A 25,257-nucleotide genomic window follows, 5' to 3' on the forward strand; every position below is an offset into this window, starting at 1 on the left:
AGCCTAGTTGGCCGGGCGCATGTCTCCGGTCTGCCGGAAGCGCTCATGCCAGGACAGCGCCTCGCCCAGCAGGTGCGGGGTGTGCTTGCCGTAGCTCTCCTTGCAGGCACGGTCGAAGTAGTCCTGCAGCATCGGGCGGTACTCCGGGTGGGCGCAATTGTCGATGACGATCTGCGCACGCTGCTTGGGCGAATGGCCGCGCAGGTCGGCCAGGCCCTGCTCGGTAATCAGGATCATGGTGTCGTGCTCGGTGTGGTCCACATGCGAAGCAAAAGGAACGATGCCGGAGATCTTGCCGCCCTTGGCGGTCGACGGGGACATGAACACCGACAGGTAGCCGTTGCGCGCGAAGTCGCCCGAGCCGCCGATGCCGTTCATCACGTGCGAGCCGAGCACGTTGGTGGAGTTCACGTTGCCGTAGATATCTGCCTCGATCATGCCGTTCAGCGCGATGCAGCCCAAGCGGCGGATGATCTCCGGGTGGTTGGAGATCTCCTGGGCACGCAGCAGGATGCGCTTGCGGTAGTGGTCGACGTTGCGGTTGAATTCCTCGATGCCCTCCGAGGACAGCGAGAAGCTGGTGGCGGAGGCGAACTCGATGGTGCCGTCCTTGATCAGCTCCAGCATGCCGTCCTGGATGACCTCGGTGTAGGCGGTCAGGCCCTTGTAGCCGCCGCGGGACAGGCCGGCCAGCACGGCGTTGGCGATATTGCCCACGCCCGACTGCAGCGGCAGCAGCTTCTCGGACAGGCGTCCGGCGCGGATCTCGGAATCCAGGAAGGTCAGCAGGTGATCGGCGATCTTCTCGCTGGTCTCATCCACAGGCGCAAAAGGGCTCAGGCGGTCAGGGGCGTCCGTTTCCACGACGGCGACGATCTTGTTCACGTCGACATCCATGTACTGCTGGCCGATGCGGTCGCGCACGGTTCTCAGGTCGATCGGCTTGCGGTGCGGAGGAAGCGCGGTGCCGTAGTAGACGTCGTGCATGCCTTCCATGGCCGCGGACTGCTGGCTGTTGACCTCGATGATGACCTTGTCGGCCATCTCCAGCCAAGTCTTGTTGTTGCCTACCGAACTGGAAGGGATCAAGGCGCCCTCCGCGGTGACGCCGACAACCTCGACAATGGCCAGATCGATCTTGCCGTAGAAGCCGAACCAGGCGTGCTGGGCCACATGGGACAGGTGGATGTCCATGTACTCCATGTTGCCGTCGTTGATCCGGCGGCGCAGCTCGGGGTCGGACATGTACGGCAGGCGCAGGTTCATGCCCTCGGCCTTGGCCAGCACGCCGTCCAGTTCAGGGGCGGTGGAAGCGCCAGTCAGCACGTTGATCTTGAAGTCCTTGCCGGCAGCGTGCTGGCGCTCCATCTGGGCAGCCAATGCCCCGGGCACTGCTTTAGGGTATCCAGCACCGGTAAAACCGCTCATGGCTACGGTCATGCCCGGCTTGATGAACTCGGCAGCCTGCTCGGCACTCATCAAGCGATCAGCAAAGGCCCGGTGGTGAATACGTTCGTGCAAAATAACCCCTTTAGAACTTCCTTGTGATGCGGGTCTATAACCTGCATCTCACCGGAATACTTTAGCGGGTTCGCCGCAGTGACTCAGACCTCACCGGGCGCTTCTGCGCGATGGGTGGCATATTTATCGACGAGCTGGGGCCAATTTGCGTTGACCGGTCGGTCGGGAAAAGCCGCGTGGGAATTGTTGCGGGCGACTGGGATCGCTAGCCGATTTCGGCGTGCATGTCCTTGAGGATCGCCCGCACTTGCAGGCGGGCGCCCATGGCCTCTGCGTAGCGGCGCAAGGTCGCCAACTGGACCCGATCCAGATCGCCGGTCTCCATGCGGGCAATGCGGTCGACACTCAGCTTCATCGCGCCGGCCAGCTCAACCTGGCTCAGCTCTGCTTCTTCGCGCAGTGCACGCAACGACAGGCGCCGGGACTCGACCTGGACACGGCGCTGATGCTCAGCCACAGCTTCGCGTTGGGCCTCGGTCAAGACTTCAGGATCGGCATACGCAAAACCCATTTGTTCCACCGTTTCTCTCGATCATGCTGGCTTAGAACGCATTCACCTTCGAGGCTACGAGCCCGGGCATCCAATGCCAACGTTTAAGACGCGCCTTTCACAAGGCGATTTGGTGAATTATGCGCAAACCCGCGGTGGACCGGAAACAGGCTGGCATCGCCAAGTGGCCAGAGGGAAATACGGCAATGACGGCCAAGCCTTTACCAAAATGCTCCCGAAATCGGATTGTGCGTCGGCAACCGCGAACCTACATTTAAATCGACTCCCACCAAGGAGCCCTCTGCGATGGATGTTGGAGGTATTAGCAATGAAGAAATGGACTCGGTGGCAAGACTGGGTCGGCGTTGCGGCAGGTATTGTTGCCGCGGTTTCAACCACCTGGCTTGATGGAACCAGCACCTCGATGACGCTGATGCTGGTCTTCGGCTTGCTCATGGTGGTCACCGGTGTTTGGAGCGTCATGATGCCGCGCCTGGTTTCCATGGAATGGGCACTGGCCATCGCCAGCGCACTGCTGTTCGCTTCGCCGTGGATGGGATCGTTCACCGATTTCGCCGGCGCCGCATGGATGTCGTGGATCTGCGGTGGTGTCGGCATCGTCGCCGGCCTGCTCGCGCTTTCCCCTGCCATGGAGCTGCACCATGCAGCTGGTGGATCCCGGATGGCGCACTGAGTAACTGGAATCCCGATCGATGGCCGCGTTGCCCTGGCATCGCGGCCATCTGGCGTTAATCCCGGCACTCGGCGGATGCGACACGACCTTGGCTGGACCCGGAGGGTTAACGCCAAGAGGTGGCGTGCACTCCTTGCGGAGCGCACGCCACCTCTTGATCAGAAGCGGAGTCTGGAAGACTTACTTCTTGGCAGCAGCTACAACCTGCAGGCGCAGGTTTGCAACAACGTCCTCGTGTACGCGAACGGTTGCGGTGTAGTTGCCAGTCGACTTGATGTGGTCGTTGACCTCGATGTTGCGCTTGTCGATCTTGCCCAGACCGGCAGCCTCGACGGCAGCAGCAATGTCGGTGGTCTTGACGGTGCCGAACAGGCGACCGTTCGAGCCAGCCTTGATGGTGATCTTCACCGGCTGGGACTTCAGCTTGGCTGCAAGTTCCTGAGCTTCCTCAAGGTTTGCAACAGCGCGAGCAGCACGTGCAGCCTTGATCGACTCCACCTGCTTCTCACCGCCCTGGGTCCAGACGATTGCGAAGCCGCGTGGCAGCAGGTAGTTACGGGCGTAGCCGTTCTTTACCTCGACAATATCGCCAGCAGCACCGAGACCGGATACTTCGTGAGTCAGAATGATCTTTGCCATTTTGCTATCCCTCTTCCTTAGCCGCGGCCAGCGCCGGAGTAAGGCAACAGGGCAACTTCACGTGCGTTCTTGATTGCCTGTGCGATCTTGCGCTGTTCCTGGACGGAAACGCCAGTTACACGACGAGCGCGGATCTTACCGCGGTCGGAGATGAACTTGCGCAGCAGTGCGGTGTCCTTGTAGTCGATGACGGTGATGTCAGCGGCCTTCAATGGGTTGGACTTTGGTTTGGGCTTACGGATTTCAGCCTTAGCCATCGTGGAGCTCCTTTAGCTTTGGAGCCCGCAGAGTGATCTGCGGGATGGTGAATAAATATTGTTTAGAAAGGTGGTTCGTCTGCGCCCGGGTTGCCCCAGCCGCCACCGTTGTTTCCGCCGGTGCTCCATGGGTCAGCGGCTGGAGCATTCCATCCGCCACCCTGCTGCGGCTGCTGCTGACGCGGAGCCTGCGCTGGGGCACTTTGCTGCGGTGCGTTGGAGAAGCCTCCACCACCGTTGCCGAAGCCGCCGTTGCCACCGCCGGAGCGCTGGGTACGGGTGACCTTGGCCGACGCGAAACGGAGCGATGGGCCGATTTCATCGACTTCAAGCTCCATGACGGTGCGACGTTCGCCTTCCTTGGTGTCGTAAGAACGTGAACGCAGGCGACCCTGGGCGATGACGCGCATGCCCTTGGTCAGCGTCTCGGCAACGTTCTCTGCAGCTTCGCGCCACACCGATGCGCGCAAGAACAGGGCTTCCCCGTCCTTCCACTCATTGGACTGGCGGTCAAACGTGCGAGGAGTCGAAGCGATCGTGAAGTTCGCTACGGCTGAACCGGACGGCGTAAAACGCAGCTCCGGATCGGCAGTCAGGTTTCCGATAACGGTAATAACAGTCTCGCCTGCCATTGACTCTCCTTAGAAAGATTGAACGTTAATTCCTACGACGGAAGGTTGCGCGTAATTAAACGCGTGCCTCTTCCGGACGGGTGACCTTGTGGCGCAGGATCAGCTCGTTGATCTTCAGCTGGCGCTCAAGCTCAGCGGAAGCGGCTGGTTCTGCGGTGTAGTTCACCACTACGTAAGTGGCTTCTGCCTTCTTCTTGATCTCGTAAGCCATCTTGCGACGACCCCAGACATCAACCTTTTCGATGGTGCCACCGTTGGAGCGAACAACCTCGAGGTACTTCTCGATGGTTGGCTCTACGGTGCGGTCATCGACCTCTGGATCAATGAGGACCATAAGTTCATAAGCACGCATGTGAACCCACCTCCTTTGGGCTAAACGGTCGCGGTATTTCCGCAACAGGAGGTTCTTGCGTTATCTGCGCACCAGACACCCAACTTTCGGGCATGCAGTGGCACAGACCTTCCAATCCTACCCGAGAGACCCGAACTTGCATAAGGCTTGGTGTCCTAGATCATGCCCGGCTACTTGGAATCCAGGGCAGCCTCGATCCTTTCACCGAAGATCGGGGCCAAGGTGCGCATGTAGGTATCGCTGATGTGGTGCTTGTCCCGGTAGACCAAGACATTCCCCACCACTGCCGGGCACGTTCCGTCCACGCAGAAGTAGTCGCTGAAGTCGAGCACCTCGACGCGCGGTTCCAGTTCGGCGGCCTGCTTGGTGGCATCGCCCTTTTCGTAGGCTCCCGCTTCAGGGAAGGAGCACTTGCCTGGATCCTGCACGTTTTCCTCTACGCAGTCCCGCGCATAGGAATCCTCCGGTGGACGCGGGGTATCGACAATGGCATAGACCGGCAGGCCCGCATCTTCCAACCCGGACCACGTCGAGGCCAAGCCCTGTGCCGCGTCGGTAGTAAATGTGGCACCTCCCCAGTTCGCGGTGATCACCGCGTTGATGTCATCGCGCGAGGTCAACGCATCCATGGTCTGGTCGATGGCTTCTTCGCAGTTGATGCTGCCATCCCGGTCCGCCTTGCGCTGGGCGTCGGAGAACGGGCAGGAATTCTTCAGGTAGGTCACGACCTTCCAGCCCTTGCTCTGGGCGTAGCCACTGACTGCCTCGAACCAGTGGGCGGCGTGGGAATCCCCGACCAGCGCCACGGTGTAGCTGGCATCCTCGCTGCCGAATTCGCACTCCTTGATTTGCGTGGACTTCGGCTCCTGGACGCAATCCCCCAGCTCGGGCTGGTCTTCGGCGGCCGTCGCGGGCAGCGGGATTACCTGCCGGTGGCCGGCAAGGAACGCCGGTGCCCCCTGGTCGACGGAGGCCGCGCCGAAACCGGTTGGCGGGTCTTGCATCATCGCACCCAGCTCGCGCTGCTCCTTTGCCACAAGTTGCTGCTGCATGGCACCTGGCAAGAGCGCGATGGACGCCGCCAACCCGACCATCACAGCCCCGGCAAGCAGGGAGCGGGCCGGCGAACTGGCAATCGGGCGGAAGTGGCGCGCAGGCGTCTCGACCCACTTCAAGCTGGCCCAGGCCAGCAGCAGGGAACCTGCCAGCAACGCCAGCGACTGCACCGGCCCGGGCTCGCTGCCCGCCAGTTCGATGTAGAACACGATTAGCGGCCAGTGCCACAGGTACAGCGAATACGACGCGAGGCCTACCCACTGGACGGGAGCCCAGTTCACCAAGGGATGCAAGGATCCAGGGCCCCGCGTGCTGCCCGCGGCGATCACCACGGCGCAGCCAAGGACCGGGATGGAGGCCGCGATGCCCGGGAAGACCGTCTGTGCGTCGTAGCTGAAAGCAGCGAAGCAGATCGCTGCCAAGGCCACGAGCACGGCAAGGTTCCTGGCCTGCCAGCTGGTTGCCCAGGCCGGGAGCTTCAAGGCGCCGTTGGCGTGCGCCTGCACTGCCAAGGCCAGCAGTCCACCGACGGCGAGTTCCCAAATGCGCGTGGTGGTGATGAAGTATCCGGCGCTATTGCCTGAATAGCCGGCAAAGGCCGAGTACCCCAATGACAAAACGGTGGTGGCCCCGAACATGATCCAGAGCATGCGGCGCCGCGGAGCGAAAGCATCCGTGCCGCTAGCGTCCGGCCCCGGCTTGGCCATCAGGCAGGCGGCCAAAACCAGCAGCGGCCAGAACAGGTAGAACTGCTCCTCGACACCCAAGGACCAGAAGTGCTGCAACGGCCCGGGAGCCTGGTCCGCGGCCAGGTAATCGACGGAGTCGGCGGCGAGCACCCAGTTCTGCACCGAGAAGGCTGAGGCGATGGCTTGGGTGCCCAACTCGCCCCACAGGGTCTTGGGCAGGATCAGGAAACTTGCCGCGACCACTGCCAGGATCACCAGCATGGCCGCCGGGAGGATTCTCCGCGCTCGACCGGCAAAGAAGTTCGGGAGGCTGACCCGGCCGGTGCGTTCGGCCTCGCGCAGCAGGTGCGAGGTAATCAAGAAGCCCGAGATGACGAAGAAAATGTCGACGCCGATATAGCCGCCCGGAACCACGGATGGCTCAAGGTGATAGGCCACGACCAGCAGAACTGCCAAGGCGCGTAGCGCTTGGATCTCCGGACGGAAATTCTTGACCTGCGGGGAAATCGAACTCATAGTCATTGATCAGACCAGCAGGGGGTAAACGGCAGGTTATCAACGGGCAACAGGCACTCTAACGACCCGTGGGAACCTCATGAGCGGCCCGAGGTTCCCGCTTCAGAGCCCGCCCCTAGCTCAGTAGTTTCCGATTCGCCCTGGATAGCGGGTACTTGGCATCAAGCTTGGGATCGAGGCTCAACCGGAAGACGGCTTCAAGCAGGAGCTTCCCGACGCCCCAGTACACCGGGATCAGCAACCAGATGTACCAGCCGAAGTTGCCGGTGGTTGCCAAGATGACCGTGCCGAAAGTGACCAGGATGCCCACGCCGCGGAACACGAGCAGGATCCCCTTGGTGACCGAATCCCGGCGTTCTTGATCCGCTTGGGTTCGCGCTTCGAGCCCGTCCACGGCCTCAGAGAACTTTGGGGTTTGGACGCTCGTGAAGAGGTCTCCAACCGGCACATCCAGTGCCTTGGCAACCTGGGAGATGGTTTCCAAGCTCGCGTCGTTTCCGGCTTCGAGCCGTTGGACCGTCCTGACAGTAATGCCGCTTTCTGCGGCTAGGCGTTCTTGCGTCCAGCCCTTGATGCGGCGAAGCTGTGCGATGCGTGATTCATTCATGGGACTCACGCTAGCCAATGGCTTTGCGAAAGCACCACGACATCAACGCGAAAGTTACCCGACTGCAACACGACAGCGCCTCAGAACCGTTATTGGCCTGCTAAAAGGAAGTATTCCTGCCGGCGACTATTTCGATTCAGTCAGGAATTGCGCTGTTGCTTTTCACGGATCAAATCCAGCGCTAGCACCGAACCGATCACTGCTTGGCGTTGCTGCCTTGTGAGGTTTTCGGCCAGGCGCACGGCGTAGGTTGACTTCCCCATCAACGCGTTGCCCATTCCGGACCATTCCCGGGTCACGGTTCCCAGGACTCCCCCGGGACCGGTGATCTGGAAGTCGAAGTCCCAGATGCTGCCCAGCAGCTCGAGCTCTTCTCCCAGCATCGAGATGGAAACCTTCGTCTTGAAGAAGGTAATCCTCTTGACCAAGCTGGCCAGCGGGGAACCATTGCCGTCAAGGATTTCGAACCGATCGCGGCCCATGGTCATCGTGTCCTTGACGACGATCACCGGATTATCCGGACCATCGAAGACAGTAAGTTCGCGAGCCCCGACGAACATGCGCCCCAGCGTGCTTCCGCCGGTATCCACGTGGGCAATTTGCGTCCCGGAGGAATCCAGAATCGCGAAGTCGTTCTTCGAGAAGTTCTTCGTCTGCTGGAAGATCAACGTGTTCTGGGTGAAGATCGTCATGGTGCCGATTATGCCACCGATCAGGCGCGTCGGACGAGGTTCGAGCCGGGACACGGAAAGCCGGCCCGAAGGCCGGCGTTCCGCAATGCCATGCCCTAGGCTCCGAAGAACTCGCCAGAGACCTTGGACAGGTACCATGGGTCGTCGACGCCGCACATCTCGCGGGCCGAGTGCATGGACAGCAGCGCCACACCCACGTCAAGGGTGCGGATGCCCAGCCGGGTTGCGGTCAGCGGGCCGATGGTCGAACCGCATGGTACGCGGTTGTTGGATACGAACTCCTGGTAGGGAACTCCAGCGGCCTCGCACCAGTTGGCGAATGCGGCAGCACCCACCGCATCGGTGGCATAGCGCTGGTTGGCGTTGATCTTCAGCAGCGGACCGGCATTCAGCTGCGGGCGGTTGGCCGGATCGTGCCGCTCCGGGTAGTTCGGGTGAACCGCGTGGCCGGCATCCGCAGACAGGCATACCGAATTCGACAGCGCGCGGGCGGTGTCTTCAACCCCTGCTCCCATGGATGCCTGGATGCGGTTGATCAGTTCTTCCAGGAAGGGGCCGCAGGCGCCCGAGCGCGAGGAGGAACCCAGTTCCTCGTGGTCGAAGGCGGCAAGCATGGCAATGCGGTTGCCTGCTGGTTTGCGCGAATGTCCAATCAATGCGATCAGGCCTGCGTGCACCGAGGAGAGGTTATCCAGGCGGGAGCCGGCGAAGAAGTTCTTGCCTTCTCCGAAGACCTCGCCGCGCTGCGCTGGTGCGGTCAGGATGTCGTAGCCGGCGACCTGTGCCGGGTCGACACCTGCAGACTTCGCCAGGATCGCCAGGATGTCGGCATCCGCAAGGTCACCGGCGCCGAAGATCGGATTGGTGTGGGTCTGCTTGTCCAGGGTGAGGCCCTCATTGACCTGGCGGTCCAGGTGGATGGCCAGCTGCGGGATGCGCAGGATCGGTTCGGTCTGGGCCAGGTGCTCGGATCCATCCTTGAGCACCAGCCGGCCGGCAAGCACCAGTTCGCGGTCCAGCCAGGAGTTCAGCAGCGGTCCGCCGTAGACTTCAACTCCTGCCTGCCACCAGCCGTTGGAGCCGGTGGTCGGCTTCGGCTTGAGCTTGAAGCCCGGCGAGTCGGTGTGGGCACCGAGGATATGGAAACCGCTCGTCGCGGTGGCAGCTTCTGGCTGCACCCATGCGATGATCGCACCGTCGCGGACCACGTAGTAGGAGCCCGGGCCAAGGTTCCACGCCTGCTTCTCGTCCAGCGCCGTGAATCCAGCAGCGTCCAGGCGCTTGGCGGCCGAGGCCGCTGCGTGGTAGCTCGATGGCGAGGTTGCGACGTATTCGGCCAGATCTGCAATGTGGGCCATTGCTGCGGCTTGTGCCATGGCTGGTTGCTCACTTCTTTCTGTCAAGAGATGTTTGTCAGACGGTTCTTCAGGTTTTGGTTCCCGCCTGAAAAGTCGAGTTGCCTCCCAGCTTAGTAGCCTGAACCACATTTGCTGGTGTCCGACTGGACCTCCGGCCTCGCTGGCAACCTGCCGGACACCCCGATCCAGTCCTTGACTTGGCGGCTAGCTGTCGACGAAGCTGAAAGCAGTCCCGCCAGACGAGGAAAGCGAGTTCATCATGGCTACGGCTGATCGAACACCAGAGCAGAAGAATATTCCAGCAGCAGCACGCGAGGACGACGTGGAGCCCACCGCACCGGCGACTTCCACGGTCCAGCCGGCAAAACCTGCCGGCGCAGATAAGCTTCCGGTGACCAAGTTGGGCCGCATCTGGACTGCCACGATCTTCGGGTTGATCGTGCTGATCCTGCTGATCATCTTCATTGCCCAGAACCAGGAGCAGGTGACCCTCAACTACTTCGCGTACCAGGGACAGGTCAACCTCGGTCTGGCATTATTCTTCGCCGCAATTGGCGGCGCCCTCGTGGTGGCAATCGCCGGGGTGGCCCGCGTGATCCAGCTGCGCGCCACCGCGAAGAAGCGGAGCAAGGCCAAAAAGCGCTAGTAAACTTCACGGCCGCCGGCGGAACCCCTTCGGGTTCCACCGGCGGCCATTTTGCTGCCTCGGCGCCGCCTAGTAATCCAGGCCCTGGGATGGAATGACCAGCCCGGTCTCATAGGCGTACACGACCGCTTGGACGCGGTCGCGCAGGTGCAATTTGGTCAGGATGCGCCGCACGTGGGTTTTCACCGTCGCTTCGGACAGGAAGAACCGGTGGGCGATCTCGGCGTTGGACAGCCCCTCGGCGAGCGCACGCAGCACTTCCTGCTCACGCGGGGTGAGGTCATCAAGCAGCGGGTCGTGCGGAGTCTCGGCCGGCTGGCTGCGGTTCCCGGCGCCACCGTTGCGGACGTAGGTTTCCAGCAGGCGTGCGGTCACCCGCGGTGCCACGACTGCGTCGCCGGACGCCACCAGGCGCACCGCTTGGACCAGTTCTTCCGGGGCGACATCCTTGAGCAGGAATGCGCTGGCTCCTGCCTGCAGGCCCGAGAAGGCGTATTCGTCCAGGTCGAAGGTCGTCAGGATGATGATCTTCGTTTCCGGGTAGTCCTTGGCGATGCGTTCGGTGGCTTCCAGGCCATCCATGTTGGGCATGCGCACGTCCATCAGGACCACATCGGGTTTCAGCGCCGCGGTCTGGGCCAGGGCATCGAGACCGTCGACAGCTTCCCCGGCGATGGCGATATCCTCCTCGCCTTCGAGGATGAGGCGGAATCCCATGCGCAGCAGGGGCTGGTCATCGACCAGCAGGACCTTGATTTTCTCTTCCACGCTTATTCCTTCACTGCCTTCCGGCTCTCGTTCTGCAAGCTGCATTCGGGCAGCTGCAGGACCGCTTTGACGATCCATCCGCCGCTGGCTACCGGTCCGGCATCTACCGTTCCGCCAAAGAGCGCCGCGCGTTCGCGCATGCCGCGCAGCCCGCGCCCGCTGCCGATGCTCGGAACTCGCGTTGCATCGCCGTTGTCCATGATTTCCATGCGCAGTTCCCCGCGGCGTTGCTCCAGGCGCACCTGCACATCACTTACGTTACGGGCATAGCGCAAGGAATTGGTCAAGGACTCCTGGATGATGCGGAAGACCGTCAGCTGGAAGGTGGTGTCTTCCGGCAGCGGATCGCCCGCATGCGTATAGGTGACCGGCAGGCCCGCGGTACGGAATCCTTCGAGCAATTGCTCCACATTGCCGCCGGTAGGCTGCGGCGCGAGCTCCCCGGATTCTTCTTGGCGCAGCACGCCGAGCATGCGGCGCATATCTGCCAGGGCGGCGCGGCCGGTTCCGGAAAGCTCGTTGAGCACTTCATCGGCGCGGGCTTGATCGCGTTTGGCCACCACCCGCGCCCCCTCGGACAGGGCGATCATCACCGACAGCGAGTGGGCAACCACGTCATGCATTTCGCGGGCAATGCGGTTGCGCTCTTGCACCTGGGCCAGTACGGAGACCTGCGAAGCCCAGTGATTCAGCTCAGCTTCGTGGATGCGCGCGTTGCGCACGTTCATGCCTACCGCTGCGGCGGCGATGTAGAAGCCGATGATGAAGCTGCCCGAGACCGCGATGATGACGCGGGTGAAGATCGTTTCATCGATTCCATCCTGCGGGTCGAATTCCATGCCGGTCATGTCCGGGAAGCCCATCAGCACCATCAGGACGGTTTGGAAGCTTCCGGCCAGGATGGACAGCGGGATGGTCCGCTTCGCCGAATAGCTGGTGGCGACGGTATACAGGGCGATGATCATGCCTACCCCGCCCAGACCGCCCTGCGGTCCAGCAATCACCAGGGCCAGGCACTCGAAGAGGAACACCAGGATGATCACCGTCATCGGCGCCCTGCGCCGGTAGAGCAGGGCGGCGCTGACGGCGAGGGTGACGACCAGCAGGCCGGTCGCATTGGATTCGGGCATTGCCGCCACCACCAAGACGCCTGGCAGCGTGAGCAGCAGGTAGATGACTACCGCACCGATGACCACCAAGCGCGGGTGGGTACGCAAATAGCGGCGTATCCGGCCCATCCGCTTGGCGGCCAGTTCATCGAAGGTGACCACAGTTTCCTGCAGCGTCGGTTGGCTCATGCTTCCAGTCTAGTTTTCTCGGTCACGCTCTGGACTATTTGATGTCCCGCTTGGCCAGCAGGACCGCACCCAGCGCCAGCGGAAGCACAATCCAGCCTGCGACGCCCAGCAGCTGCTGCCAGCTTTCCAAGTCGGTGACGACGCTCGAAGGCGTCGCCAACGCCATGCCCAGCTGGTCGGGGGTGAACTTCGCGATGTGCTGTGCCCAGTCGGTGATGCTGGTCAGGATGGAAAGGATGATCGGCAAGACGAAGAACAAGGCAGCGAGGCTGGTGATGCCTCCAGCCGAATTGCGCAGCATCATCCCGAGCGCCAAACCGATCAGCGCCGCCATGGCCACCGCAAGCGCCCCGTACCAGAGAACCCGCTGGAAGGCGTCGCTGCCGAAATCCAGGTCCATCTGGTAGTTGTCGGCAATCGGCTTGCTGATGGCGAAGGCCAGAAGCGAGCTGACGATCTGGACGCCGGCGGTCACGACGGTGATCAGGATGGTCTTGGCAGCCAGCACGCGCAGGCGCTGCGGGCTGGCGAGGAAGGTGCTCACCGCTGAACCGGTGGTGAATTCCCCGCTGAAAAGCAGGACACCGAGCACGCCGAGGATCAGTTGGCTGAAGACCAGGCCCGAACCCATGAGCTCGGAGGCGAATCCCGGAGCCGCCAGGTCCTCCATGCCCGGCATCTGCTCCATGCCGCCCATGCTGGCCCGCAGCGATCCGATGCCCCAGGTGCCGATGGCCGCGATGGCCGCATAGAGCACGATGGCCAGCAGAATCAGGATGCGGGTGGAATTCAGGGAGAAGAAACGGATGGATTCGCTGCGCAGCACGCCGAAGAGGGAGACCTTGCCGCGCGGTGCGGTTGCTAATTTCTCAGACATGTCTTTACTTCCCGCCGCCAGTCTCGGCAACATTACTCGAGTGGTATTCGACGGCATCACGGGTCAATTCCATGTAGGCGTCTTCCAGGGTGCGCTGCAGCGGACGCAGTTCGCTGAGCACCACACCGTATTCCAGTGCGCGACGGCCAATGGTCACTGAATCGGGACCGGTGACTTCCACGCCATGCTCGTCGATCCGGCGAAGCTGGACGCCGTCTCCGTTCAGCGCGTTCATCAGCACCTCAATGTCTGCTGAACGCACAATTGTCTGGTCAAGGCCGTTATCGATGAATTCACTGATCGGCGCATCGGCCATGATCCGGCCACGGCCAATCACAATCAGGTGATCGGCGGTCTGGGCCATTTCGCTCATCAGGTGGGAGGAAATGAACACGGTTTTGCCTTCGGCAGCCTGTTGGCGGGCCAGATTGCGGACCCACGCCACGCCTTCGGGATCCAGCCCGTTGACCGGCTCATCGAGGATCAGGACCTGCGGATCTCCCAGCAGGGCGGTGGCAATGCCAAGCCGCTGGCCCATGCCCAATGAGAAGCCGCCGACTTTCTTGCGCTGGACGCTGGACAATCCGGTCACTTCCAGCGCTTCGTGCACTCGGGAAACCGGCAATCCTGCAGTAGCCGCCATGGCACGCAAATGCGCCAGCGGCGTCAGGGACTTGTGGACCGATTTGGCTTCCAGCAAGGTGCCGACTTCGGTCAGCGGATGCCTGGACTTCTTGAAATCGCGCCCGTTGACCAGCACTTCTCCGCTGGTAGGCGCTGCCAATCCCACGATCATGCGCATGGTGGTGGATTTGCCGGCGCCGTTGGGGCCGAGGAACCCGGTCACCATTCCCTGCTGCACCGTGAACGATGCATTATCGACCACGGTTTTTCCACCGTATTTCTTCGTCAACTGCTGAGCCTGGATCATGCTTCCAGCCTAGGGACTTGGCGCCCAGCTATCACCGCCCGCAATGCTGATTTAGGGCTCACCCGAAAGGGTGAGGGCAGCTGGGCCAATCGTGTGTCCATGCACCATATGGTGCATGGACCCACATTTCCACGGCAGTTGGAGGACGGTCATAGGTAGCTCGTCGTGAGGACGTACATCATTCCTGCGATGGCCAACGCGAAGGGCAGGGCCAGCAAGACCATCAGCTTCTTCTGATCCCGCACGATCGCTACGCATTCCCTGAGGAAGGCGCTTGGACGGTAGTAGGCCGCCGTCTTCCCGCCGAACGCACGGGCATCCAGGCCGAGCTGGCGTGAGGCCATCGCGGCCCGCAGTGCGTGATAGTCGCTGGTGACCAGCCACAGCTGGCCTTCCGGACGCTGGGCGCGAACCATGGCATCGGAATACCGCAGGTTCTCGATGGTGTCCCTGGCCCGGTCTTCCACCAGAATCTGCTCATCGGCGATGCCCTGCTCGCGCAGGTAGCGGGCCATGCTCACGCCTTCTGGCTCGACCTCATCACGGCCCTGGCCACCGGTAGGAACCATCAACGGGCGGGGATCCGCCTGCCGCTCATGCAGTTCGATGCCTTTGTCCAGTCGGCCGCGCAGCAGCGGGGTGACCTTGCCATCGATGGCGCGGGCGCCGAGCACCACCACGGCGGCGCCCTTGCCCTTGGCAGGGAATTTCGCGTGAACCCAGGCATACAGCAGCAGCATGGTGAACAGGCTCGCGGTGAAGACAGAGGCCATGAACAGGACGAAAGCGAGCGAATAGGTCCACCATGACTGGATCCGGATCAGCAGCACCGCAATGACCGGCAGGATGAAGACCGCGAGCCCGGCCGCCAAGGACAGCAGGTTCGCGGGCTTGGCACCTTCGCGCTGGCACATCAAGATCCCGTTGTAGATCAGGGCCGCGCCGAAGACCACGACCATCAGCGGGGTCAGCACCAGGACGATGGAGAACAGGAGCCCGAATCCGGGAAGCACGCTGGAGAGCAGGCCAGCCGCCGCCGAAATGCTGAAGAGCACCAGCGGCAAGAGCAGGACGGCGAGTCCCAGGCGGCGCGGGTCCTTGCGGTACTGCCAGATGAACAGCCACCAGAGCACTGCCAGGAAAACCAACCCGGGGAGTTGCTCGAATGCCGCGTCCATCATGTGTCAGTTCTCCGCTTTCCAGTTCTCGATTCCGTATTCCCGCTTGAGCATCGATTGGGCTCCGAGGAATCCACCCATGCCGTGCACCGACGGACCCGGGGGCGCGGCCGAGGACACCAGGTACAGGCCCTTGGATTGCAGGTACCACGGGTCCGGGGAGATCCGCGGCCGCTTGATGCTGCCCAGCAGGTCCATGGTTCCCCCGGAAAGATCGCCACCGACCAGCGCAGAGTTCTGCGCTTCCAGGTCCTTCGCGGTCACCACATGCGATTCGATGATGGTCTCGGCAAATCCCGGGGCTGCCTGTTCGATCATGTCCTCCAGTTCACGGCTCATGTCCACCGGGGAATCCAGCGGCACATGGCAGTAGGCCCAGATCACGTGCTGGCCCTGCGGCGCCCGCGAGTCATCGAATTGCGAGGGCTGGGCCACGATCATGAACGGCTTCGCCGCTCCCCTGCGCACCGCGGTGCGCTCGGCCTTCCCGACCTGCACGGCGCTGCCGCCCAGGTGCACGGTGCCAGCCTGGGCCAGCGTCGGATCGCGCCACGGAATCGGCTCCGAAAGCACGTAGTGCACCAGGCAGCTTCCCGGCGAGCGCCGAGTGCCGCTCAACGCGTGCGAAAGCCGTTCGGGCAGGTGCCCGGCTGACAGCTTGGCAGCGCTTTCGGCGGAGGTATCGAACAGGACGTTGCGTGCAGAAAGCTCATCGACATGCTCGATGCGGGTTCCGGTGAGGATTTTTGCTCCGTGCTCCATCGCCTCTGCGGCCAGCGCATCGCTGATGGCTTGGGAGCCGCCGCGCGGGATGGCCCACCCCTTGGCGTGCGCCGCCGCCGCCAGGAACAGCCCGGCCCCGGCATTGGCCGGCCCGCGCGAACCGCCGGCGACGTGGGCCGCGCAGCCTGCATAGAGCGCTGCGGCTCGCTCGAATTTCCCGGAGAAGAGGTCCTTCGCGGCCATGCCGGCCACCGTGCTGATGGCGAAGGTTGCCAATGCCGCCGGATGCGAGGGGACCTTGAACAGCGGGTTGAGCAGGGTGTTGCTGACTGCGTCGATCTGCTTTACCAGCGGCCCCAGCAGCCGGGTGTACATCTGGCCATCCGCACCGCCAAGTTCCTGCCCGGTGCGTTCCAGATCCCTGTACGCGTAGGCGGTCCGCCGATCCAGCACATGGGCAAAGGACAGCTCGGGGACGATGAAGTCCACCCGGTCATGGACACCGAGTTCATGCATCGCCTGGGATTGCATGGCCATCGGATGCACCGCGCTGCCCAGATCGAATTTCGCCGCTGAGCCATTGAGCGGCTGCGTTCTGGCTGCCCCGCCGATGGTGCCGTTGGCTTCATAAACCGTGACGCTCAATCCGGCCCGGGCGGCAACCGCCGCGGCGGCCAGCCCGTTGGGGCCGGCGCCGACTACTGCAACATCGCTCATGGCTTCTTGCCCGCCGCTTCTTTCTCCGGCTTGGCCTGGGGCAGCAGCCCGCGCAGGGTCCAGCGGTCTTCCAGCCCGGCAAACGGACCGGCCAGCGGATCGTCCTGTCCCACGGCGCGCACCGGGTCATGGCGCGGATCGAGCATCGAACGCACCACCAGGAACATCAGGTATCCGAGCATCACCATATGGGCCAGCACCAGTACCGCATAGCCGGTCTCCGGGAAGGCCTTCTGCACTTCTTCGGCAGAGAGGGAATCGAGGTAGTACCAGACCCCGTAGAAGTGGGCGATTTCCACCAGCATCCAGATCACGAACTCGCGCCAGCGCGGCAGGGCCAGTGCGAACAGCGGAATCAGCCAGACGACGAACTGCGGCGAATACACCTTGTTGACCATGACAAAGGAGGCGATGATCAAGAAGGCCATGGAAGCCAGGCGCGGAGTGCGCTTGGCCGCCAGCCCCAGCACCGCCACACCCGCGCAGCACAGGAAGAAGAGGATCAGCCCGTAGCGGGAAATCTGCTCCGCTTCGAAGAGCGGAACCCCTTCACGGTTATCGGCGATGACATTCCACGCGTGCCAGAAGCTGGAGAAGCCTGCCCCGCGTTCGGAGGAGAAATTGAAGAAGTGCATGAACGAGTCGGGGAACGCCAGCGCATAGGGAAGATTCACCAGCACCCAGGTCGTCGCGGCGGTTCCGCCGGTCACCCAGAAGGTCTTGAGCTTGCCGGTGCGGATGGCCAGCACCAGCACCGCGCCGAGGACGAAGAACGGATAGATCTTCATCGCCGCGCCGAGGCCGATCAGCACCCCCGCCAGCACCGTATGCTTCCGGGCGAAGGCCAGCATGCCCAGGGCCAGCAAGGCCACAGCCCACATGTCCCAGTTGATGCTGCCGGCCAGGATGATGCCCGGGGCGATCGCCACCATGGCGGCATCCCACGGACGGCGCCCGGTCATCCGCAGGGTGGCGACCACGGTTGCCATCCACAGGATCGCGACGAGCAGCAGGTTGATGTCGAAGTACAGCAGCGAACGGTTCTCGATCCCCGTGGGGATGATCGAGGCGACTGCCGAAGCCACCGAGCTCATCAGCACCGGGTACTCGAACTCAGCGGCGGCGCTGAACGGCGCCCAGGGGTTCTCGGCGAAGCCGCGGGCGGAGAACAGCGGGACCCAGTCGCTGTAGCACGCATAGATGTAGGGGTTGTTGCCGGTCCACCCGTTGACCCGGCACGGGTTCTTGGCAAGGAGCATCAGCAGCGCGCCCACGGTGGTCATCAGGATGATGACCCGTTCCACGCTGAAGAACCCGGGATCGACTCGGCCCGGGTCGCTGTGCCGTCCTAGCGGGCCGCCGATCATTGCGGTGAATTGCCGGAGGAACCCGTCAGCGCGTGAAGGCACGGTAATGCGCAGCGGGCCACGCGTGGGCTGTGACTGGTTAGGCTCGTGCATACCATCCAGCCTAGATGTTCTGCGCCCCAGCACCGGCGTGCACACTCGGATTTCATCAGACGCCTTGATCTTTTACCGAAGCGCAGTGCTCTTCCCGCCCCTGCCGCAACCCGCTCCCGGAAACGTAAAACGCTTGCTGACCTAGCATTCAGCAAACAGACAGGTGATTACACCGGCACTTCACCATGCGTTAACCCAGATACCCCCTCCCGGTTAACTTGTGCCCATAGCGTCTTATTCGTGAGCAAAACCAACCAGCGAAACGTCATGGCGATCATCCCCGCCCGGGGAGGATCCAAGGGCATCCGGCTTAAGAACCTGCGTGAGATCGGCGGCAAATCGCTGCTCGGCCGCGCAATCGAATCAGCCAGATCCGCGGCGGCAGTCAGCGACGTCGTGGTGAGCACCGACCATGAGCAGATCAAGGCCGAAGCGCTCCGCTACGGGGCGAGGGTCATCGATCGACCGGCAGATATCGCCGGCGACACGGCCAGCAGCGAGTCAGTTCTGCTCCACGCACTGGCGAATGCGGAATCCCAGCCAGAGATCACCGTGTTCATCCAGTGCACCAGCCCGTTCATCGATCCGGCGGACCTGGACGCAGCCATTGCGGCAGTGGCCTCGCAACGCGCCGACGTCAGCTTCGCGGCTGTTGCGGATCACGGTTTCCATTGGGGACTCGATCCGCAGGGCGAAGCGGTCGCCGTGGGGCACGACAAGCTGCACCGTCCGCGCCGCCAGGATCGGGAACCGCGCTTCCGCGAGACCGGGGCCTTCTACGTGATGGATACCCGCGGATTCCTCGAAGCCGGCCACCGCTTCTTCGGAAAGGTCCGGGTCCATGAGGTTCCAGCAGAGCACGGCATCGACATCGATACCGAGGCAGACCTGCTGCTCGCCGGGCTGGCCGTTCCGGCCAACCGGGAACCGATCGAAGTCGATGCGGTCATCACGGATTTCGACGGGGTGCACACCCCGGACACCGCATATGTCGATGAGCACGGGACCGAAACCGTGCGCGTCTCCCGCTCCGATGGAATGGGAGTGGCCCGGCTGCGGGCCGCCGGAGTGAAGTTCCTGATTCTCTCCAAGGAAACCAACCCGGTGGTCGCCGCCCGCGCCGCCAAGCTGAAGGTCGAAGTGGCCCACGGCATCGAAAACAAGGCCGAATACGTGGCCCGCTGGCTGGCTGACGAATCCATCAACCCGGCCCGCGTCGCCTACCTCGGCAACGACATCAACGATCTGGGCGCGATGGCGCTGGTCGGCTGGCCGATCACCGTGGCCGATGCCCACCACGACGTGCACCTGGCAGCACGGCACACGCTGACCCGCAAGGGCGGGCACGGAGCGGTACGGGAACTGGCCGAACTGGTTCTCGCCGCACGCACCGCCACCAAGAGTTCTCCAAGTTTCACCCACTGAAAGGCAATACCCATGACCTCCATGACTACCGACATCAAGCCAGTTGCCATCGGCGACGTCCAGGTTGGCGCAGGCCAGCAGGTCTACGTCATCGGCGAGATCGGCATCAACCACAACGGCGACATCGAGATCGCCAAGCAGCTGATCGACATCTCGGCCGAGGCCGGCGCCAACGCGGTGAAGTTCCAGAAGCGCACCCCGGACATCTCCACCCCGATGGACATGCGCGACAAGATCCGCTCCACCCCATGGGGCGACATGACCTACCTGGACTACCGCTACCGCGTCGAGTTCGACCAGGCCCAGTACAAGGAGCTCATCTCCTACGCCGCATCCAAGGGCCTGCACGCCTTCGCATCGCCATGGGACGTTCCTTCGGTCGAGTTCATGGAAGAGCAGGGTGCAGTCACCCACAAGGTAGCGTCCGCATCGGTCACGGACATCGAGCTGCTCAAGGCCCTGGCGGAAACCGGCAAGCCGATCATCCTGTCCACCGGCATGTCCACCATCGAGCAGATCGACAAGGCAGTGGAAACCCTGGGCACCAGCAAGCTGGTCATGATGCACGCGACCTCCACCTACCCGCTGCCTCCTGAAGAGGCCAACCTGCTCATGATCGAGACCCTGCGCGACCGCTACCAGGTCCCAGTGGGCTACTCGGGCCACGAGCGCGGCCTGCAGATCTCGCTGGCAGCAGTCGCCCTGGGCGCCGTGACCGTCGAGCGCCACATCACCCTGGACCGCACCATGTGGGGCTCTGACCAGGCTTCGTCGCTGGAGCCGAAGGGCTTCGAGTCGCTGATCCGCGACATCCGCATCCTGGAGCAGGCCATGGGCGACGGCGTGAAGAAGGTCTTCCCAGGCGAGCTGGCTCCGCTCTCGCGCCTGCGCCGCGTCGACGCCTAAGCACGCCAGCGTATCCGGCGGTTGGACTCACCGACGGGTCCAACCGCCGTTTATTTTTGTCTGCATGAGGAAGGCCTTGAAGCACAAATGAGTTTGATCCCCGGGCGCATTTCAGTGGTGATCCCCGCCTATAACCAAGAAGCTTATATTTGCGATGCCCTCTCATCCCTGGTCCGGCAGAAGCTGGGACGCTGGGAACTGGAAGTGCTCGTGGTTGATGACGCTTCCGATGACCAGACTGCCGATCTGGTGCGCGGCTACGAAGACCAGCTGCCTGGCCTGAAGCTGATCTCGCTGCCGGAGAATTCAGGGGTTTCTGCCGCCCGCAATGCCGGGCTGGAACAGGTCACCGGCGAATACTTCACCTTCCTCGACCCCGACGACTGGTACTCCCCCGAGCATTTGGAAGCCCTGGCGGAATCCTTGACCGAACTGCATGTGGACTTCGTGCGCTGCGACCATGTGCGCGTCACCGGCACCAACCGGGTCATCCACCGCGCCCCGCAGGCCCTGCGCGGCATGCCGCTGAACCCGGCCGACGACATCGAGCCGATCGATTCCCCGTCCATGGTGGACTACGCCTTCGTGTGGGCAGGCCTGTACCGCACCGAGCTGATGCGCACCCGCGAGCTGATGTACTTCGACGCGCAGCTGCACAGCGCCGAAGACCGGCTGTGGCTGTGGAAGCTGCACCTGAATACCGAGCGCTACTCCGTCGTCTCCTCCCCCGGGGTGTTCTACCGCCGCGGCCTGCCTGGCTCGCTGACACAGGTCTTCGACCATCGCCAGCTCGGCTTCATCCCCGCCTACTCGCAGATCCTCACCGAGGTGCGCCTGCACCCGGATGCGGATCGCCACCTGCCCAAGGCGATGCGCCAGTTCTTCGCCATCGTGTGCCATCACGAGAAGCGCGCGAAGAACTACCCGCCAGAAGTCCGCTTGGAGATGAAGCAGAAGCTGCGCCAGGTATTCACCACCGTTGACGCGCCAATGGCCCGCCAGGTCGCCCTCGAGATGGATGTTGCGCGCCGCCGCCATATCCTCTCCTTCCTCCAGCCAGGTCAGATCGGGGCCGCCAAGTGATCGCACTGATTGAAGCCAGCAGCTACTTCCAGCTTGCTTCTCTGGCCGCGATGGCCGATGCAGGACTGCTCCCCGAAGCAGATGAACGCATTCTCGTCCTGGCCAACGGCTCGCAGGTTCCGGAACTGACCACACCGCTGGATGAGGTTCCGGGCTTTGAGCAACTGGCCGCCCGCTTTGACCGGGTGGTGGATTTCGCCGCGCTGACCGCACCGCGCCGCCCGGCGCAGTTCAACCCGCGTGAGGACGAACTGCTGATTTTCGAGCGCCTGCTGCGCAGCGCCTGGGATCTGGGCAATGAACCGCTGACCTTGGTGCTGGAATCCATCCAGGTCAATCCCGCCCGCGCCCTGGCGCGCATCTTCTTCGATTCCCAGCTGTGGATCCATTCCGACGGCCTGATGTCCTATGGACCCACCCGCAACCGGTTGCCCATGCCGTTGCGCCAGCGGGTCATCGGCACCATCCACGTGGATCTGGTACCCGGACTTCAGCCGCATCTGCTCGCAGAGCTCGAGCCGCGGCGCGAGATCCTGGAGGCCGGCGGGTTGGCTGGCATCTTCGGCGAATTGGCCCAGGACGCCGAATTCGACCTGCCCTCCGGTGGCGCGCTCGTCCTCGGGCAGTACCTGGGTTCCCTGGGACTGATGGACGCCGAGGAAGAATTCGAGCTGCACCTCGAGATGCTCAACGAGGTGGCCCGCCGGGAGCTTTCCACCGTCCTGTTCAAGGCGCACCCCTCGGCCAGCGCCACCTCGGCGGCCCGCTTGGCTGCGGCAGCCAAGGACATGGGCCTGGATTTCCGGCTGGTCAACACGGATCATCTGGCGGAGACCGTAATCTCGGCGGTGAACCCAGCCGTGGTGATCTCCTGCTTCTCCACCGGCTTGGCCACCGCAAAGTACATCCTGAGCACGGAAGTCCATGCCGTGGGCACCGGCAGGATGCTGCAGGCGCTGGCTCCGTACGAGAATTCCAACCGCATCCCGCTGTCCATCATCCACGCGCTGTTCGTCCAGGACCTGCCGGTTCCGGCGCACGCTGGCGATGACGACCGGCTCACCGAACTGCTGGTCGCCGTGGCCTACTGCATGCAGGCCGCCCAGTTGCCGCACCTGCGCGAGCAGGCCGAGTCCTTCCTGACCGCGCACTACCCTGAGTTCTCGGCCCACTTCAAGCGCCGCCGCATCACCAAGCTGGACCTGCCTCCGCACTGGGCGCACATCAGCTCGCGCCGCTCGTTGCCCTCGAAGGTCCGCGGGGCTTCGCGCCGAGTGCTGCGCCATGGTTCCAAGCAGTTCGAAACGCTTTCCAAGTCCCTGAGCCGACTGGCAAAATGACACTCACGATGATGAAACTGACCCAGCATGACACCCACGAGGTGCCACGCCCCCGTTTCGGCACGGCGCACGTGTGGGTCGAGTCGCCCCTGCAACTGCTCTCCGCAGTGGAAACGCATGCCGCAGGACTGCTGGGCACCGACATCCGGATCATTCCGCGCCAGGGAATGCCACTGGAGGCCACGACCCAGGCCATGCTGGATCATGCCCCCGATGGGGTTCATTTCGAACCGGCGGCGCGCAAGCCTCCGCAGCCCAAAGGCGCTGCCGACCGATACGTCACCGGGGATGCCTATTCGGGCAAGATCCAGCGCACGCTCCTTGCCGGCGTGCGGGCCAAGGAAATCGTCATCATTGACGACGGCATGGCAACGCTGGCCCTGATCAAGCAGCTGATCTCCGACGAGCCCACCCCCTTGGTGCGCGCCCGGACGAAGAATTCGGCGGCCCGTGTCGCCATGGGGCTGGCGACCTGGCATCGCTTGCGCCAGCTGGCCCGCGAGGATCGCCTGCTGATTGTCTCGGCGCTGTTTGTCGACCCGGAATCCCGCCAGAAGATGGCTGATCTGGGGATCAAGTTCGCGCAGCACAAGTTCGAGTGGCTTGCTACCCAGCCGGTGGCCGAGCGGTTCATCGAGCCTACCCTGCTGATCGGTTCGGCCATGGTCGCCGATGAGCTGATCCATGAGCAGCCGTACTTGCGCTGGATCGAAGAGATCGCATCCGAAGGTCCGGTCGCCTACTTCCCGCATCGCCGTGAGACGCCGGAATTGCTGGCGAAGATTTCCAAGATTGACCAGGTAGTGCTCAAGGAGCACACTGTTCCCATCGAAATGCGTTTGCGCGCCCTGCGGCCGGGCCAGGAAATCCGGGCCCTGCCGTCCACGGTGATTCCATCCCTGCGCTTGCTGCTGGGTCCCGATGCCCGCTTCCTGTATCCGCAAGCCGTGCTTGACAGCTGGTGGACCCCTGGTACTCCCCTCGAGTTGCGTGAGCACCTATCCAGTTCGTTGAAGGTGTGAAGCAGCTGATGAAGCCATCAATTCTTGCCATTGCAGATTCCGATTCCTACCTGAAGCTCGCGACAAGTTTCCTGACCCGCCTGGGTCCCGCATGGGATCGCAAGGTGTATTTGGCGCGAACCCCGGTGATGCCGACGGCCGAGCAGATCGCCGCCGCCTTCGAAGGCACGGATCTGGATCCCGATGCCCTGCAGGTGATCTCGGTATCCCAGCTGGAAGCCGACACCGTGGACGAAGACATTGTCTTCGCGTCGGCGACCGGTCCGGTCGTTGCCGAAATCTACTCCCGGATCCTGCGCACCGAGCCGGTTGGCGGCCGCTGCACCGCACTGATTTCAGCCTTGCCCGGCGTTGCCTTCCCCGCAACGCAGAAGGGATGGAACTATCGCCGGGCCGGCGATGCGTTCATCTGCCATTCGCATGCCGAAGCGCGTGATTTCTCGTTCATGATCGAAGGACAAGAGGGGCATCAACCGACCATCATGGTCAGCAAACTGCCCTTCTTGCGCTCGGCGGGTTTCCCGCCGGAGCAAAAGCAGGTCGTCGAACGGCTGGTGTTCGCACCGCAGGCGAAGGTTCCGGCCCAAGAGCACGAACGCGAGTCGATCCTGCTGGCGCTCGAGCAGGCCAGCAGGATGAATCCCGAACTTGAGGTGCTCATCAAGCTCCGTGCCAAGGCTGGGGAGCCGCAGACGCATCTCGAGGCGTTCCCTTATGACTCGCTGTTCCAGAAGCTGCAGGCTGAACAGCGGATCGGCGCGGATTCTCGGTTGCGCTTCGATACCGGATCGATGAGCGAGGCGTTGACCGATGGCAGCGCCCTGGTGACGGTCTCATCGACAGCTGCCTTGGAATCCCTTGATCGCGGATTGCCCACGCTGATCCTCTCCGACTTCGGTGTCAGCGCCCAGATGATCAATACGGTCTTCGTGGCCTCCGGTGTGATTGGCACCTTGGATGATGTCATCGGCTTGAGCTTCGGGGAGCCGACCAAAGCCTGGTTGCGGGAAAACTACTTCCACCGGGTCGACCACAGCTTCGCCCAATCCCTCGAGATCCTCGCGCATCGGGCTCGAGCCGGCAAGCTGTTCACCGATCCGGAAGTACTGGCGCATATTCGACGCCAGCCTTTGCGCCACCGGCTCCGCACCACGTTGCCTGCCCCGCTGGTCAGGGTTTTGGTCAAGTTACGCCATCATTACCGGCATTCCCGCAAGAATGGGGCTAACTCTTTGTCATGAGCTAATAGCAGTTTGCTCATGAATACCATTTTATGCCTGCAATCATAGGTTACCTCAGTATCATTCTGCATTTTGCTCATGTACCGATTCTTGGCAATCCTGCACGGCAATCGCATCTCTGGCCCTCGGCGGCACTGGC

The 25,257-nt window shown here is 62.8% G+C and carries 25 protein-coding genes; 8 read left to right on the forward strand and 17 right to left on the reverse strand.

Translation table 11 applies throughout. The annotated features are described in order from the left end of the window. Nucleotides 1-3 precede the first annotated feature (3 nt). Both BKX98_RS10395 and BKX98_RS10400 read right to left on the reverse strand, forming a co-directional pair. On the reverse strand, nucleotides 4-1,521 hold the full coding sequence (locus tag BKX98_RS10395; protein WP_198934362.1) for an acetyl-CoA hydrolase/transferase family protein: 1,518 nt from the start codon (nucleotides 1,519-1,521) through the stop codon (nucleotides 4-6). Between the two features lie 205 nt (nucleotides 1,522-1,726). Further along, complete coding sequence (locus tag BKX98_RS10400) at nucleotides 1,727-2,032, reverse strand: helix-turn-helix transcriptional regulator (RefSeq protein WP_073707164.1); 306 nt, start codon at nucleotides 2,030-2,032, stop codon at nucleotides 1,727-1,729. A gap of 307 nt (nucleotides 2,033-2,339) precedes the next feature. Here BKX98_RS10400 and BKX98_RS10405 point away from each other — a divergent pair, with 307 nt between their 5' ends. Continuing rightward, nucleotides 2,340-2,705 (forward strand): SPW repeat protein, encoded by a 366-nt coding sequence (locus BKX98_RS10405; protein WP_073707165.1) that lies wholly within the window; start codon nucleotides 2,340-2,342, stop codon nucleotides 2,703-2,705. A 180-nt stretch (nucleotides 2,706-2,885) separates the two neighbouring features. Here the strand turns inward: BKX98_RS10405 and rplI are convergent, their stop codons facing one another. The 8 genes from rplI to BKX98_RS10445 all read right to left on the reverse strand — a co-directional run bounded on the left by rplI (nucleotide 2,886) and on the right by BKX98_RS10445 (nucleotide 9,521). Beyond that, on the reverse strand, nucleotides 2,886-3,344 hold the full coding sequence (gene rplI, locus BKX98_RS10410; RefSeq protein WP_038992777.1) for a 50S ribosomal protein L9: 459 nt from the start codon (nucleotides 3,342-3,344) through the stop codon (nucleotides 2,886-2,888). A gap of 17 nt (nucleotides 3,345-3,361) precedes the next feature. Further along, complete coding sequence (rpsR, locus tag BKX98_RS10415) at nucleotides 3,362-3,601, reverse strand: 30S ribosomal protein S18 (protein WP_013350683.1); 240 nt, start codon at nucleotides 3,599-3,601, stop codon at nucleotides 3,362-3,364. Nucleotides 3,602-3,663: 62 nt separating this feature from the next. Further along, nucleotides 3,664-4,233 carry a single-stranded DNA-binding protein gene (locus tag BKX98_RS10420; protein ID WP_013350684.1) on the reverse strand — a complete coding sequence of 190 codons (570 nt, stop codon included), beginning with the start codon at nucleotides 4,231-4,233 and terminating at the stop codon, nucleotides 3,664-3,666. Nucleotides 4,234-4,288: 55 nt separating this feature from the next. Then, a complete protein-coding gene (gene rpsF, locus BKX98_RS10425; RefSeq protein WP_038992775.1) occupies nucleotides 4,289-4,585 on the reverse strand; it encodes a 30S ribosomal protein S6 in 297 nt (98 codons plus the stop codon). A 170-nt stretch (nucleotides 4,586-4,755) separates the two neighbouring features. Further along, entirely contained in the window at nucleotides 4,756-6,852 is a 2,097-nt protein-coding gene (locus BKX98_RS10430) for an acyltransferase family protein (RefSeq protein ID WP_233125345.1), read from the reverse strand. A gap of 109 nt (nucleotides 6,853-6,961) precedes the next feature. After that, nucleotides 6,962-7,453: a helix-turn-helix domain-containing protein gene (locus BKX98_RS10435; RefSeq protein WP_038992774.1), complete on the reverse strand. Its 492-nt coding sequence runs from the start codon at nucleotides 7,451-7,453 to the stop codon at nucleotides 6,962-6,964. A 140-nt stretch (nucleotides 7,454-7,593) separates the two neighbouring features. Then, nucleotides 7,594-8,145, reverse strand: coding sequence for an LURP-one-related/scramblase family protein (locus BKX98_RS10440; protein WP_073707273.1), 552 nt, complete (start codon nucleotides 8,143-8,145; stop codon nucleotides 7,594-7,596). Nucleotides 8,146-8,240: 95 nt separating this feature from the next. Next, nucleotides 8,241-9,521 (reverse strand): M18 family aminopeptidase, encoded by a 1,281-nt coding sequence (locus tag BKX98_RS10445; RefSeq protein ID WP_073707166.1) that lies wholly within the window; start codon nucleotides 9,519-9,521, stop codon nucleotides 8,241-8,243. Between the two features lie 241 nt (nucleotides 9,522-9,762). Between BKX98_RS10445 and BKX98_RS10450 the strand changes: the two genes are divergently transcribed. Further along, nucleotides 9,763-10,149 carry a lipopolysaccharide assembly LapA domain-containing protein gene (locus tag BKX98_RS10450; protein WP_073707167.1) on the forward strand — a complete coding sequence of 129 codons (387 nt, stop codon included), beginning with the start codon at nucleotides 9,763-9,765 and terminating at the stop codon, nucleotides 10,147-10,149. Nucleotides 10,150-10,218: 69 nt separating this feature from the next. Here the strand turns inward: BKX98_RS10450 and BKX98_RS10455 are convergent, their stop codons facing one another. The 7 genes from BKX98_RS10455 to BKX98_RS10485 all read right to left on the reverse strand — a co-directional run bounded on the left by BKX98_RS10455 (nucleotide 10,219) and on the right by BKX98_RS10485 (nucleotide 18,101). After that, nucleotides 10,219-10,962, reverse strand: a complete 744-nt coding sequence (locus tag BKX98_RS10455) for a response regulator transcription factor (protein ID WP_073707168.1) — start codon at nucleotides 10,960-10,962, stop codon at nucleotides 10,219-10,221. Beyond that, nucleotides 10,920-12,215: a sensor histidine kinase gene (locus BKX98_RS10460; protein WP_073707169.1), complete on the reverse strand. Its 1,296-nt coding sequence runs from the start codon at nucleotides 12,213-12,215 to the stop codon at nucleotides 10,920-10,922. The genes BKX98_RS10455 and BKX98_RS10460 overlap by 43 nt, the downstream gene beginning before the upstream one ends. A 34-nt stretch (nucleotides 12,216-12,249) precedes the next feature. After that, nucleotides 12,250-13,092 carry an ABC transporter permease gene (locus BKX98_RS10465; protein WP_052253942.1) on the reverse strand — a complete coding sequence of 281 codons (843 nt, stop codon included), beginning with the start codon at nucleotides 13,090-13,092 and terminating at the stop codon, nucleotides 12,250-12,252. A gap of 4 nt (nucleotides 13,093-13,096) precedes the next feature. After that, entirely contained in the window at nucleotides 13,097-14,023 is a 927-nt protein-coding gene (locus BKX98_RS10470) for an ABC transporter ATP-binding protein (protein WP_073707170.1), read from the reverse strand. A 149-nt stretch (nucleotides 14,024-14,172) separates the two neighbouring features. Further along, nucleotides 14,173-15,204: a YdcF family protein gene (locus tag BKX98_RS10475; protein ID WP_083586747.1), complete on the reverse strand. Its 1,032-nt coding sequence runs from the start codon at nucleotides 15,202-15,204 to the stop codon at nucleotides 14,173-14,175. A 3-nt stretch (nucleotides 15,205-15,207) separates the two neighbouring features. Then, nucleotides 15,208-16,641, reverse strand: a complete 1,434-nt coding sequence (locus BKX98_RS10480) for an NAD(P)/FAD-dependent oxidoreductase (RefSeq protein ID WP_073707171.1) — start codon at nucleotides 16,639-16,641, stop codon at nucleotides 15,208-15,210. Continuing rightward, nucleotides 16,638-18,101, reverse strand: coding sequence for a glycosyltransferase family 87 protein (locus BKX98_RS10485; RefSeq protein WP_073707172.1), 1,464 nt, complete (start codon nucleotides 18,099-18,101; stop codon nucleotides 16,638-16,640). The genes BKX98_RS10480 and BKX98_RS10485 overlap by 4 nt, the downstream gene beginning before the upstream one ends. 240 nt (nucleotides 18,102-18,341) lie before the next feature. Between BKX98_RS10485 and BKX98_RS10490 the strand changes: the two genes are divergently transcribed. From BKX98_RS10490 to BKX98_RS10515, 6 genes are all read left to right on the forward strand, one after another. Further along, nucleotides 18,342-19,526: an acylneuraminate cytidylyltransferase gene (locus BKX98_RS10490; protein WP_073707173.1), complete on the forward strand. Its 1,185-nt coding sequence runs from the start codon at nucleotides 18,342-18,344 to the stop codon at nucleotides 19,524-19,526. 12 nt (nucleotides 19,527-19,538) lie between these two features. Continuing rightward, nucleotides 19,539-20,432 carry an N-acetylneuraminate synthase family protein gene (locus BKX98_RS10495; RefSeq protein ID WP_073707174.1) on the forward strand — a complete coding sequence of 298 codons (894 nt, stop codon included), beginning with the start codon at nucleotides 19,539-19,541 and terminating at the stop codon, nucleotides 20,430-20,432. Nucleotides 20,433-20,519: 87 nt separating this feature from the next. Then, nucleotides 20,520-21,515 (forward strand): glycosyltransferase family 2 protein, encoded by a 996-nt coding sequence (locus BKX98_RS10500; RefSeq protein ID WP_083586748.1) that lies wholly within the window; start codon nucleotides 20,520-20,522, stop codon nucleotides 21,513-21,515. After that, entirely contained in the window at nucleotides 21,512-22,855 is a 1,344-nt protein-coding gene (locus BKX98_RS10505) for a polysialyltransferase family glycosyltransferase (protein WP_083586749.1), read from the forward strand. Before BKX98_RS10500 ends, BKX98_RS10505 begins: the two co-directional genes overlap by 4 nt. After that, nucleotides 22,852-23,877 (forward strand): hypothetical protein, encoded by a 1,026-nt coding sequence (locus tag BKX98_RS10510; RefSeq protein ID WP_073707175.1) that lies wholly within the window; start codon nucleotides 22,852-22,854, stop codon nucleotides 23,875-23,877. Before BKX98_RS10505 ends, BKX98_RS10510 begins: the two co-directional genes overlap by 4 nt. Nucleotides 23,878-23,885: 8 nt before the next feature. Further along, complete coding sequence (locus tag BKX98_RS10515) at nucleotides 23,886-25,118, forward strand: DUF6716 putative glycosyltransferase (RefSeq protein ID WP_073707277.1); 1,233 nt, start codon at nucleotides 23,886-23,888, stop codon at nucleotides 25,116-25,118. Nucleotides 25,119-25,257: the final 139 nt, after the last annotated feature.

The sequence above is a fragment of the Glutamicibacter sp. 0426 genome, from assembly GCF_001906485.1.
GTDB classification, from domain to species: Bacteria; Actinomycetota; Actinomycetes; order Actinomycetales; family Micrococcaceae; genus Glutamicibacter; species Glutamicibacter nicotianae.